This window comes from Kouleothrix sp. 19917, from assembly GCF_057073505.1.
On the sequence record NZ_CP097100.1, the window covers coordinates 408,877 to 421,937 of the forward strand.

Annotated in this window: 7 protein-coding genes; 5 read left to right on the forward strand and 2 right to left on the reverse strand. The window is 59.0% G+C overall.

Annotated features, from left to right (window positions below; genetic code table 11):
- Window position 1 precedes the first annotated feature (1 nt).
- The 3 genes from brxL (at window position 2) to M1P90_RS36890 (ending at window position 7,964) form a co-directional block, all read left to right on the forward strand.
- Window positions 2–2,089 carry a BREX system Lon protease-like protein BrxL gene (brxL, locus tag M1P90_RS36880; RefSeq protein WP_483704913.1) on the forward strand — a complete coding sequence of 696 codons (2,088 nt, stop codon included), beginning with the start codon at window positions 2–4 and terminating at the stop codon, window positions 2,087–2,089.
- 273 nt (window positions 2,090–2,362) lie between these two features.
- On the forward strand, window positions 2,363–3,553 hold the full coding sequence (locus M1P90_RS36885) for a DNA-methyltransferase (RefSeq protein WP_483704915.1): 1,191 nt from the start codon (window positions 2,363–2,365) through the stop codon (window positions 3,551–3,553).
- Between the two features lies 1 nt (window position 3,554).
- Complete coding sequence (locus M1P90_RS36890) at window positions 3,555–7,964, forward strand: DEAD/DEAH box helicase (protein WP_483704917.1); 4,410 nt, start codon at window positions 3,555–3,557, stop codon at window positions 7,962–7,964.
- Window positions 7,965–8,182: 218 nt separating this feature from the next.
- Here M1P90_RS36890 and M1P90_RS36895 read toward each other — a convergent pair whose 3' ends face one another.
- Window positions 8,183–8,572 (reverse strand): cold-shock protein, encoded by a 390-nt coding sequence (locus M1P90_RS36895; protein ID WP_483706077.1) that lies wholly within the window; start codon window positions 8,570–8,572, stop codon window positions 8,183–8,185.
- A gap of 989 nt (window positions 8,573–9,561) precedes the next feature.
- Window positions 9,562–12,045, reverse strand: a complete 2,484-nt coding sequence (locus tag M1P90_RS36900; protein ID WP_483704919.1) for a hybrid sensor histidine kinase/response regulator — start codon at window positions 12,043–12,045, stop codon at window positions 9,562–9,564.
- 206 nt (window positions 12,046–12,251) lie between these two features.
- On the opposite strand from M1P90_RS36900, the gene M1P90_RS36905 reads away from it, so the two are divergent.
- Together M1P90_RS36905 and M1P90_RS36910 are read left to right on the forward strand one after the other, a co-directional pair.
- Window positions 12,252–12,728, forward strand: coding sequence for a hypothetical protein (locus M1P90_RS36905; RefSeq protein WP_483704921.1), 477 nt, complete (start codon window positions 12,252–12,254; stop codon window positions 12,726–12,728).
- Complete coding sequence (locus tag M1P90_RS36910) at window positions 12,725–13,027, forward strand: hypothetical protein (protein WP_483704923.1); 303 nt, start codon at window positions 12,725–12,727, stop codon at window positions 13,025–13,027. Before M1P90_RS36905 ends, M1P90_RS36910 begins: the two co-directional genes overlap by 4 nt.
- Window positions 13,028–13,061 lie beyond the last annotated feature (34 nt).

Below are 13,061 nucleotides of genomic sequence, written 5' to 3' on the forward strand. Positions count from 1 at the left end.
CATGGACACACTCGATACCAAACTGATCGATGCCTTCGACGGAAAAGTCGTGCGCAAGGATTTGCTGCACCGCATCAAGAAGGGCACCAACGTCCCGACGTTCGTGCTGGAGTTTCTGCTCGCACGCTACTGCGCCAGCGACGACCCGGCCGAGATCCAGGCTGGCATGGAGGCGGTGCTCGCGACGCTCCAGGACAATTATGTGCGCCCCGACGAGGCTAACGCCGCGCAGTCGAAGGTCGCGACCAAGGGCAAGCATCGCTTCATCGACAAGGTGCATGTGCGCTACGTCGAGAAGGAGCGCCGGCACTGGGCAGCACTCGAGAACTTCAATTCGCAGCGCATCGCTGTCGCCGAGAAGTTCTATCGTGACAACGACCGACTGCTGGAAGGCGGCATCTGGGCCGAAGTCACGATTGCCTACAACGAGATCGACGACGATGACTACGCCTTCTATATCGAAGACCTACGACCGATCCAACTGAGCCGCTTCGACTTCGCGGGCTATGTGGAGGGTCGACGCGCGTTCAGTCGCGACGAGTGGCTCGATAGTGTGCTGCGTTCGGTCGGCCTGGAGCCCTCAAAGCTCTCAGCACGCCAGAAACTGCACTTCATCGCGCGGCTGGCCCCGCTGGTCGAACCAAACTTCAACTTTATCGAGCTGGGGCCCCGTGGCACTGGCAAATCGTACTTCTTTAGCGAGTTCTCGCCCTACGCTACGCTCGTCAGTGGCGGCCAAGCGACTAAGGCTACGCTGTTCTACAACAATGCACGCAAGCACATCGGGCTAGTGGGCTACTGGGATACGGTCGCCTTCGACGAGGTTGGAGGCATCAAGATCAACGACCCAGACACCATCCAGATCATGAAGGACTTCATGGCCAACGGGCGGTTCTCGCGCGGCATCGAGGTCATCGCCGACGCCAGCCTTGTTTATGTCGGCAACATCGACCACTCGATCGAGCAGGTGGTCAACTCGGCCGAGCATGACCTGTTTCTGCCTCTGCCGAAGGAGTTCGACCTGGCCATTCTCGATCGCTTCGCGTGCTACCTACCGGGCTGGGAAATGCCGAAGAACAGCAGCGAGTACCTGACGGTGAACTACGGCTTCATCACCGACTACCTGGCCGAGGCCTTTCACCACCAGTTCGCGCATACCAACCGCTACGAAGAAGTCACCAAGCGCGTCCGTCTCGGCGTGGCCGTCGAAGGCCGTGACGAGAAGGGCATCAAAAAGACCATCGTCGCCTTCCTGAAGATTCTGCACCCCGACGGCTCGCCAAGCGACGCCGAGTTCGAGGAATATGTCGCCTACGCGGTCGAGTGTCGGAGGCGGGTCAAGGAGCAGATGAATAAGCGCAAGCCGGACGATGAGTTTGCGAAGATCGATCTGTCGTACGTCGCTGCAGACGGACGCGAGGTCATCGTGTACTGTCCAGAATCGCGTGGTGCCGCGGCCACCCAGCAGCCGACCCGACATGTACTGGGGGCAACAGCTGACGTGAAGAAGACCGCGAGCAAGGCCCAGCAGCCGGCACCGGCACCCGCTGTTACGCCACTCGACTCAAGCGAGCCGGCGCGCCCGGCTACGCGCGAACCGGAGCGCAAAGAGCAGCACTACACGATCTTCTACGGCGACACCGGCCACAGCTACGAGTCGATTATGGCCGCATACCTACGCGGTGCCCAAAAGGTGGTTGTCGAAGACCCCTATATCCGCATGCCACACCAGATCCAAAACTTTGTGCGCTTTTGTGAGGTTGTCCTGACAAGCTCGACGATCCGGCGCATCAAGCTGATCACTGGCTATGACGACGAAGGCCAGCGCGCTGATGCGCAGAACAAGCTGGGCGACCTACAGCAGAGCCTGCTGGAGCAGGATATCGTGCTGGAGCTTGAGTTTAGCACCACGATGCACGACAGGGAGATCCGCATCGACAACGGCTGGGTGATCAAGATTGGTCGGGGACTCGACTTCTACCAGAAGCCGACGAGCTGGTTCGAGGTTGGTGCGAACGACCTGTCGTTGCGGAAGTGCCTGGAGACGAAAGTGGATATTTTTCGGGTTGGAGCTGGGGCATCTCTATGAAGCGTAGCAATACGAGCTGCTCGAGTAGCTCAGGTCGATTTGGATATTAGGTGAACTGGATCATCGAAACGAAGGGTAGGGCGTGGGAGGGTACGGACGTCAAGGACGCGGCGATGGACGAGTGGTGCAGATCGGTGTACGCGGCATCCGGTCGCGAATGGCGCTACGCTCGTGTAAACCAGACAGACTTTGAGGCACGCCGGCCGAAGATGCTGGCTCATGCGGTCGCGAAGCCGACCACAGGTGCCATGTTCACATAGATAGGGACTTCATATGCGCCTCAAAGATAAAGTGCTTCCATCTGTAGAAACTGGAGCTGAGTATAATCGGCCCCATCAGGCAACTGGTGCTCGCACAAACAACGCCAATGGAAACTCACCCTGGCACCAAGTTAATGGAACAACTCCAGATATACGCCAAGGCGATGCGCGTGACCTCTCGTTTCTTCCAGAGGCGAGTATTGATCTTATTGTTACATCACCTCCGTACTGGCGGCGACGGGATTACGGTCATCCGAAGCAATTGGGACAGGAACAGACTCCTGAGGCTTATATCGAGGCGCTCATCACTATCCTGACTGAGTGGGTACGTGTCCTGCGGCCGCATGCCTCGGTGTTCCTCAATGTTGGCGACACCTACCATAACGGCTTTCTTGTAGGGGTGCCAGCGCAATTCGAACTAGCGGCTCGAAAAGCTGGCTGGCATGTCGTCAATCATATTGTGTGGGCCAAATCAGTCGGTCGGCCCGAACCTTTGGCCTACCGGCTGTCTTCGCGTCACGAATCCGTGTTTCATCTCACTCGCGCACGAGATGCCAACAACATCTATTTCGATCTCTACGCACTGGCGCAAGATCGGGGAAAAGCGGCCAACCCTGGCGATGTCTGGCCTACGACAGAAGATATCCCAGATGATCTGTGGGAGTTGCATCCCACCCGGAGTAAGAGCGGTCATCCTGCTCCTTTCCCTCCTGAGCTTGCACGTCGTGCGATATTGCTTGCCTGCCCTGAACGCGTTTGTACGAAGTGCGGTACGCCTCACACGCGGCAATTGGAGCCAACTGCAAATCTTGATCCGAAGCGCCCCCAAGCCCGGCGGGCAATGGAACTCTTTCAACAGCGCGGATTGACAGACGAGCACCTCGCTGCAATTCGTGCTGTCGGCATTTCTGATGCCGGCAAGGGCAAGCAGATTCAAAAGGGCTCGGGGCGAAATGGCGCTCGCGTTCAACAGCTCGCCGATGAAGCAAAAAAAGCATTGGGTGGCTATTTTCGTGAGTTTACGTTCGGTCCAAAGCGTTTATCTGGCTGGAAAGCTTGCGGCTGTAATGCTCCCACAGCACCCGGCACCGTCCTTGATCCATTCATGGGAAGTGGAACTACTCTTGGCGTTGCCGATCAACTAGGTCGTCTTGCTATCGGCGTTGATCTGGTTATGCCAGATTCGCTAGAGAAAGTACACTGAGATGCCATCGTTCAAGAAGAAAGCACTTTCCCTCTACCTCCGCAACGGTTGCCAGCGCCAGCTCGCGCTAAATCTCTATAACGACAAAGAGCGAAAAGCCAACGGCATGCCAGAACGCCAGCAGGCGCGTGCGGGTCTTGGATTAACCGGCGCAATGGGCTATGAATGGCAGGACGAGAAAGTCAGCGAGTTGGGCGACGTTTTCGGTAAAGACGCCGTTCACGTCAATCCTATCAAGAAAGGAAATCGGCCGGACTCCCTGCCGCTCCCAAGTATATTGCCACATCTGAAAGCATACCAGTTCATCGTTGAGGGGCACTACGACGCTGCCACCAAAACCTTTATGGAAGCTATTGGCATCTCAACATTGCGAGATGCTGCGGGCCAGCCGCTTGGTGTGGGCGAGGCGCTCCCCGATCTGATTCAGGTGTTACCGCCAGCGGCCAGCCCAATGTCCTGGGAAGCTGTTCAGGAAGATATCGGACTTGCAGCGACCATGCAGGCGGTGCAACCAAACGGCGACGTTATCACCCTTGCTCCAACCGACAATCGCCTACGGCTTCGTGTTATTGATATCAAGCTCTCGGCAGAGCCCGGTGCGCACTATTTTGCCGAAGTCGTGTATTACTCCATCACGCTCGCGGCCTGGCTCAAAGAACACATGTGGGATCAGGCCTTCGTCGTTGTCGCTGCGCCTGCGGTCTGGCCCGGCTCGTATGACGCCTCACAGATTCGTCAACTCCATAATCGATGTCAGAAAGAGGGCCGCACTCCTGCTCCCGAGGAACTTGCGCTTGCACTCGAGGATGACATCGAGATCGCGCCGTTCGATGCCTTTGCGCCACGCCTGCGCCGATTCTTTCAAGAAGAGCTACCGCTCGTGCTCCAAACTCCCTGGGATCAACTCCCGTGGCATGTCGCGCATACCTGCAACGGCTGCGAGTTCCTGGGTTATCCTTGGAAAGACAGAGACGGCAAGCCGACCAATAGCCCGTTGCACTGCTGGCCAACAGCGGAAGCGACGCGACATCTTTCGCGTGTTGCTGGCCTTTCTAGAGGCGGTGCCAAACTTCTACGCACCGAGGTTGCGGATGTGAGTTTGCTCGCATCACTTTCGTCAAATGACGCTGTGTTTGAACGCAGTCCCACGCTCCGTGCCAAGCGCACCATTTATCCGCATCGGGCACAGGCGCTGGAGACTGATCTGACGGGCATCATTCCCGACTCGGGTGGTGATGCCCTCATGCCAAGATGGCCGGATCTACATATCTACATCTTCCTGGATTACGATCTGTCCAGCGCCATCACGGCGACATTTAGCCTGCGCGGGTTCTGGAAAGAACCCCTGCCATACGGTTCGGCTGAAACAGCGAAGCGATTCCGTTGGTCTGCCCGCGAAGATGGCAAGCCGACAGGGTTTCAAGAGGTCTTTCTCGTCGATCAGCGGAACCTAACACGCGAGCGCGAGGAGTTGATCAAGTTCTTGCGTGCATTGCGGAGCATTATCACAACGATCGAGCAACAGGACGAGCAAGACATCAACAACCTTCGTCGCGGCGATGTGACCAAGCCGGACAAGCTGAAGCGGAGCACGTATCAAATCTATCTGTGGGATGAGGCACAGCGAAAACAGCTCACCCGAGTTGTCGGTCGCCATCTTCAAGCCATTCTCGCGGACAGTAAGCTGCGCGATCTAGCCTGGCTTTTTCCGCCCCCAGAACTCCTGACCCATGCTGAAGAGGCATCGTACAAGTCATCCTTTACCTTTGTGTCGGCAATTGTACAAAACACGGTTGCAGTCCCGGTGCCACACCACTACACGCTCCTTGATGTGGCGCGAACGTATCATCCAACGTCTTTCTCTGAAATCTCGGTGCATCCGCTCTACCGGGAGCCATTGAGCGATCTCATTCCTGGCGAGCGGATGCACGAGATGTGGACGCGCCGCGGGAACTATACCCAGACACAGCGTACTATTGAAGAAACAACCGCACGAAAGCTCCAAGCTCTTGCATATGTCGTGGCGCAGCTCGAAAAAGATCTAAAAGACCTACTTGTCCGCGCGGCTGCGCCACCGCTGGTGCGCAATCTGAGACGCCTCACCGGCGTTCCACCGCGCAGTGTGCTTTGGTATGAGTACACACGCCTCAACCAGGCGATAGCCGAACTCGACGAGCATGTTCTCCGTGCTATGCCAGCTCATGAGCGCGAGGCCCGTTTCAAATCCGCGCGTTTACTCAAACGGCTTGAGGGCGAGGCAAAACTTCAGGCATACGATACACTCCAAAAGACCGTCGAACAGCCCTTGAATCTCCCGATAGACCTCCTCATCTATCAACTGAACCATGACTCGTATGAGTTCAATGTCCGCCCGCCCGCGCTCGGTTATGCGCTTGCGCCAAGGAACGATCCAGCGTTCTTGGGCAAGTCAGCCTACCCGCTGCTCGATGGGACGGGCATCAATATTAACGGCAGACTGTCGGGCTCGGTGGCCGATGCAGGGCTGACCAAGGTGTCCGTCGTCGCGATCGACCGCGTTAACGGCCTCATTGCGCTGAGGCCGTGGCATACAAACTGCGCAATCGATCTTGAACAAGCCGGGGTCGCCGATTTCCAGACAGATGTCATGCTTGACCCGGTCGGCGACGATTTTCTCTCCAAGAAGCTATCCCTAACCCTCCAAGGTATTGGCCGTCCCGCTTCTGCTGGTGAGGATGCTGGCGCTGTTCGGGCTTTAGGGCTGCCGAACCCAAGCCCAACAACCGCGACTCCCGAGACCCCCGCATCGGAGTTTCTCTGGCAAGCTCCTGCACTTGCAGCAGCTCCTGTGGCACGAGATGTAGCCGGAGCCAAAGCTCACCTGGAAGCCTGTGGAGAGCAACTCAACGATTCACAGTGGGCTGCGTGGGAAGCAGCGCTGACCCACCGACTTACCTTGATTTGGGGGCCACCTGGAACAGGTAAGAGCCAAACGCTACGGGCGGTCATTAGTGGTGCCGTGTGGAATGCGCATCATCACAAACGACCGCTCCGATTGTTGATCGCCTCAAACAATTACACGGCAATCGATAACGTTCTCATTGGGATCGATACCCTATTGGCGAACGTTGTTGGAGGGAAGCCTTACCGCCTGTTCCGGCTCCAGAGCCAGTACAACAATCCGCCGGCCGATCTCAAAAAACATCCCGATATCGAGCCAGTGATCGTGAAAACCACACAAGCTCCCGCGGATGTTCAGGCGCTTCAGTCAATGCTGGACACACCAGCTGGCATTGTCGTCGTGGCTGGACCACCACAACAATTGCATAATCTCGCCATTGCGACCAGGAACAGGTCAAAGAACGAAACTCCAATTCGAACACAGCGGCGTTGGTTTGATCTGCTGATAATCGACGAGGCATCGCAACTTGGTGTCTCTGAAGCAACACTGGTCGTTTCTAAGGCAGCGGATAACGCCGCCTTTGTACTCGCGGGTGACGACAAACAGCTTCCACCAATCCAGCCAGCAACTCCACCTGAGGATCTCGATCATGTGGTCGGCTCGGTCTACAACTACATCCGTCACCATCACCAAATCGCACCACATCCACTGCAGGTCAACTACCGCTCGTGTCAGACACTGGTAGACTTCACTAAGTGCGCAGGATATGACCCCGGCCTGCGTGCATATCACGAAAATCTTCGGCTAACGTTGCTCACTCCCGGCCTTCCCACCGAGCGACCGGCAGATTGGCCGAGTGAGCTATATTGGACACCTTCTTGGGCACAGCTACTCGATCCTCAGCAACCAGCCGTGTGCTTGATCTACAACGACGACGTCGCTGGGCAATCGAATACATTTGAGGCTGATTCTGTCGCGGCGCTGATCTGGCTCCTTTATGGCCGCCTGGATCGACAGCTGACTGGTGAACACATAGACAATGAGTTCACGCCAGCGACAGGGCAATCGCATGATGAGAAGAGCTTCTGGGAGCGTGCGGTAGGTGTTGTGACACCGCACCGTGCTCAGATGAGCAAGATTGTCAGCCGTCTGCAAGCCATCTTTCCCAGCCATAATCCGACGACTATTTGGAATGCTGTCGATACCGTTGAACGATTCCAGGGGCAGCAACGCGATGTCATCTTCGCCTCGTTTGGGCTTGGAGATGCCGATCTCATTCGTAGCGAGGATGAGTTTCTCTATAGTCTCAACCGCTTCAACGTCATGGCCTCGCGTGCGCGTGCAAAACTCATCGTGCTGCTCACACGCTCGCTCGTCGACCATCTCGCTGATGATGGAGATGTACTCCAGGAATCACGGTTATTGAAGAACTATGCCGAGTCCTTCTGCCGGTCGCCGACGCCGATCGAGCTTGGTTTTCGCGAGAAAGGTGCCGACATTCTCAGGCATGGAATGCTAAGAACACACTAATGTTTGACGCCACCGTACCTACATTCCGGGATGGAAGCTATTGTATATTTCATCGAAAATATGAAGGGCAGCAATCTTTGTTATCCTTCACATACCGGTGGTCAGTTCAGTAGGCAAGAACAATCACATCTAGCGCTGATATACGAAAGATACGATGGCCCGTCAACTCTATCAACTTGCCGATGTGCAAGCAGCATTTGCTGCGCGCATTCAAATTGCTAAAGTTGTGTAACAACAGAGATTTGGGTCGCGCGAGGCCCTTTGACCGATGTGGCCAGTGTAAAGGTGACGTGCGCTCCAATGTTCAATAAATCAGGGTTGGCAACATCGGAGATGTGAAAAAAGATGTCGCTCGCGTGCCGCGCGTCAATAAACCCATACCCGCGATCGGAGCGAAACGTTTTAATAAGCCCCTCCGGCTGCTGTGTCGGAGGGGCATTGGCGGCCTTTGTGCTTGCTGTCGCAGCTGCCTGTTCCAGTCGTTCGAGTTGCTCCTGTGCTTCTGGAAACGCGAGATTGTAGCGCTGCCGTCGAACTCGAACCGCTTGCCGATAAGCAGTTATTGCCGGCGTGACATTGCCACATGCCTCCTCTGCCTGACCGACCAGATAGTAGCTATTATGATTGTTCCGATCCCCGCGAACAGCCTGCTGGAACGACTAACGCGCACGCTCAGCCTGGCCCTGCGCGAGCTGCACACGACCAATCTCGTTCCAGATGTATGGTTTGCGCCGGTGCGGCGGAATTCTATTCAATGTCACAGCGGCTTCTGCATACTGCTCCTGAGCCAGGAAGAGGCGGGCATAGCGCGCATGCCGAGGTGTCCTTTCCCGTTCAAGAATCAGGTCGCTCGTCGTCTAAAGCCAATTCGTCGGTCAGGTCATAGCGTGCGCCGCGCAGCGCCCAGGTTTGTGCGGAGCAGAGTATACCACACCACCCGCCAGCTGCTGGCCAGCCAATGCCTGGCGACCTGTGAGTTGCACAGTCCGTCCGCGCTTGTGCAGCGCGCAGCTGCGCCACATATACGCGCGTAGACCCTTGCCGACGATCGCCGGGCATGCCAGCGGTGCAAGCGCATCCATCGGTGTACGCTGTTAGCGGCGTGTATGACGGCGGGCGCGGAAGCTTGTGTAGAGGCGTGGCGCCTGGACGCACACGTGCAGCGGCGCCCTGCTCCCCTCCCCAGTTGACGGTTTATCACCTTCGATATACGATATGCCCGAGAAGCGTCAGGATGAGCACTCCTAGCCGAGATGGGAGCGAGGGGTTCACCAAGCGGGGTTGTGTGATGCAACTCCCTACACGAGGGAACTGCAAAGGAGTAGTCATGATAGCTACCCCTTTGCCACCTAGGACAGCCAGACCACGAAGGGGTAGCCATGATGGGGCACCGTATTAAGAAAGATTTTGTGAAAGCTAAGGAAATAGGATCGCTTCCCGATGCGCTATTTCTCCTCCACAACTAGACGGACAGTGGTGCAATCGATCTCACAGCACGGCCCATTTCTTGGCGTTAGCAAGCCGTTGAGAATCCTTAGCATACGATTCCCCCATTTTTATGCGGTAGGCCCTACTACGCGCATCTCGCGAGAGCCGGTCACGTCGGCTCGGTGACCGACTTGGCTTCCAGACACCTGCGCAGCTCCTCCCGGAGTTGCTCCACGGTAAATGGCTTGTACAGGATGCTGTTCATCAGCCCCGGCTCGATAGTGGCCACAACCTCGGCCTCATTGTAGCCAGTCATCATAATCACGCACAGCTCGGGAGCGATACTCCGCAACTCCCGCGCGGCAGTGACGCCGTCCATTTTCGGCATCATCCGGTCGAGCAGCACGCAGGTTATCTCTTCCCGGTGCGCCTGGAAGACGTCGATCGCCGCGCGGCCGTTTGAGGCGCTCATGGTCGTAAAGCCCAGCCGCCGGAGATTGCGCGCCGCCGCGTCGCGCACCGACGGGTCGTCGTCGACAACCAGCACCGTGCCGCTGCCGGTCCACCGCGCCGGGGCGGCGGAGCGGGGTGTGCTCAGCGCGGGAGACGGCTCCGCCTGCTCCCGGCGCGGCGCGAGCGGTTTCGTCGTCACCGGGAGGTAGACGGTAAATGTCGTGCCTTGCCCTGGCGCGCTGGTAAGCCGCACGCCACCACGATGCGTTCGCAGGATACCGTGAACGGCGGCCAGACCCAGCCCGCGTCCGGTGGCCTTGGTGGTAAAGAACGGCTCGAAGATCCGCGCGCGCGTCGCCGCGTCCATCCCGGGGCCGGTGTCCGAGACGCTCAAGGACGCGTAGTCGCCCGCCGTGGGCGGAGCAATCACCAGGTCGGGCTCAAGCAGGTCGGCCGCGCCAAAAACGCGCCGCCCAGTCGTGACCGTGATCGCGCCTTCGGGCCCCTCGATAGCATCGGCGGCGTTCATCACCAAATTGATCAACATCTGCTGGATCTGGGTCGCGTCGCCCTCGACGGGCAGAACCTCATCGGCAAGCCGCACCGCCAGCGAGATCGTCCTGGTGGCGGAGACCTTCAGGATCTCGATCCCATCGCGCACCACCGCGTTCAAATCGAGAACATCAACCGCCCACGGTCCGATGCCGGCGTAGGCCAGGAGCTGGCGGGTAAGATCGGCGCCGCGACGGGTGATCATGCGCACGCGCGTCAGGCTCTCGCGGACCGCATCGGTCGCCGTCCTCTCTTCCAGCGCGCTCTCGATATTTCCCAAAATGCTCTGGAGCAAGTTGTTAAAATCGTGCGCGATGCCGCCGGCGAGCATCCCCAGACTCTCCAGCTTCTGCGTCTCCAGCAGCCGCCGGTCCAGCGCGCGCCGCTCGGCCTCGACGCGGATGCGATCGGTAATATCAACGCCGATGCCGAGTATGCCCCTGACTTGCCCGGACGCGTCGCGGATGGGAACGAGATATGAGTCGAAATACGGAGGATCATCACTCACCCAGGCGACCTCCGACCCGTCGAACGCCTGCCGCAGCCGCTCGACCGCCCCGGGGTACGGCGCCCACAGCTCGAAGATATTCTGCCCGACCGTCTGACCCGGCGCCTCGCCGAGCAATTCCAGGCCGCGGCCCTGCGAAAGCGTGATCGTTCCGTCTCGATCGGCAGCGAACAAGACGATCGGGGCGTGCTTGATCAGCTCGCTCAGGCGCAGCTCGGCATCGCGCAACTTCCGCTCGGCCACCACCCGGTCGGTGATGTCGATACCGACGCCGATGGCGCCGACCACCTGTCCCGCGCCGTTAACAATCGGCGTGATGCGCGAGTCGAAAAACGGCGGCTCCGGGGAGACCCACGCCGCTGCCTCCCCGCCCAGCGCGCGCCGCACCGCATCCAGCTCGACCGCGTCGTGCTGGCGGACGTCAAAAATCGAGCGCCCGACCGTCTCGCCGGGCCGCTCGCCAATCAGGGCCAATCCCTTCCCATCCGTAAAGGTGATGCGACCCTCGCTGTCCAGGGCAAACAGGATGATCGGCGCATGGTCGACCACCTGGCGAACGAGCACGTCCCGCTCGCGCAACTGCTGCTCGGCGCGCACACGATCACTGATGTCAATTCCCATCGCGACCACGCCCTTCATCGCCTCATTCTCGCGCAGTGGGATGAGCCAGACCTCCGCGAAGCTGCTCAGGTAGGCGGCGGTCCAGTGCATCGTTTCCCCAGACAGCGCGCGTCGGAGATGATCCAGTTCCGCCGTACGGGAGGCAAACACCTCGAAGGCGGATCGCCCGACCAGCGTGCTCAGGTTCAGGCCCAGCGCGTTCGCGGTCGCGCCCTCGCCCAGAGAAAAGACGCCATCCTGATCAATCATGCAAAACACGATCGGGGCGTGATTAACCACCTGGCGCATCAGGACCGAGCGGGCGCGCAGATCGGCCTCCACGCGCTCCCGCTCGCGAATCTGCGCTTCATATCCCGCTATCAGCGCCTGGTACTCACCTGCCAGGCCCTCAAGCCCGGCGTCGATCGCCGCCAGGCGCTCAGTGGCCGCCGGCGGCTCAGCAGGCGTCGTCTGAGCACGGGCCTCAGCCAGGAGAGCCCGCAAACGCTCGATCGTCGTCTCGATCTGCGATCCGTTCACAAGTGTGTCCTTATGTGTTCGCGATGTTCTGAGGCGTCTCAGTCGTGCAGGACTATGATAGCACGAGACCTCGACGCCGATGCGGCGGCATGTGCCGCCGCGAAGCAACTACTACCGGCCTCCACACTTCCTTGCTGCTTGACATAAGTATCATAAGACGATATGATATAAGCGGTTATGATACGTTTGTCAAGCAGGTGACGCCCATGGACAGCATACCCTCGGCACCACCGTCACTGTATCACCCGACTGTCAAAACCTGTGCCGTAACACGCGTCGACGAGCAGCCCGCGCTGGCGCTTCTGGGCGCGGACTACTCGGCTTGGCGCGCCGGCCAGACACCTTCAACCCTCGCCCCGCTGATGGAGGCGCTCGATACCGCTGCGGACACGCTGCTGGCGGGAGAGCGCGGCGAAGTCGACACGGATTTTCAAGCGCTCCATGCAGGCCAGCCGCTGCCCGAGCGCCGCGCGCCTAGTAGCGCTGAGTCCCACCTGATCATCGGCGCCGCCGACTTTCTCTACGCTCGCCAGCACCGGCCAGAGCGTGAGCACGACGAGCCGGCGCAGCGCTTCGCGCGCTATCTGGCGGAAGCGGCGGGCTATCGCGCCTGTCCGCGCTGCCTCGCCGCCTATACGGGCACGCCGCTTGCGCATGTGTGCGCCGCAGAGAGGCGCGCATGAGCACCCCTTCGCTCACGACGCCGCCCAGTGGACCGCTGGACGCTTTTGGCGAGCCGCTGCGCCTGCACGACCAGGTTGTGTTCAACCACGGCGGCGCACTCAATATGGGAAAGATCGTCCGCATCACGGCTAAACGAAAGCCGAGCTGCACGCCGGCGCTGCTGCCATATCACGGCTGGATACTCACGATCGGGCTTGACGGCGGGATGACCGCCACGGTCCAGAACACGCAGGGAGTGCTCCGCGCCGCCAGCGTGGCCGCCCAGTTCAACGCGGTGCCCGCCACGCCAGCGCCGTAGCGCCGCCGCTTCCCTACGTCGTAGAAGATCTTCA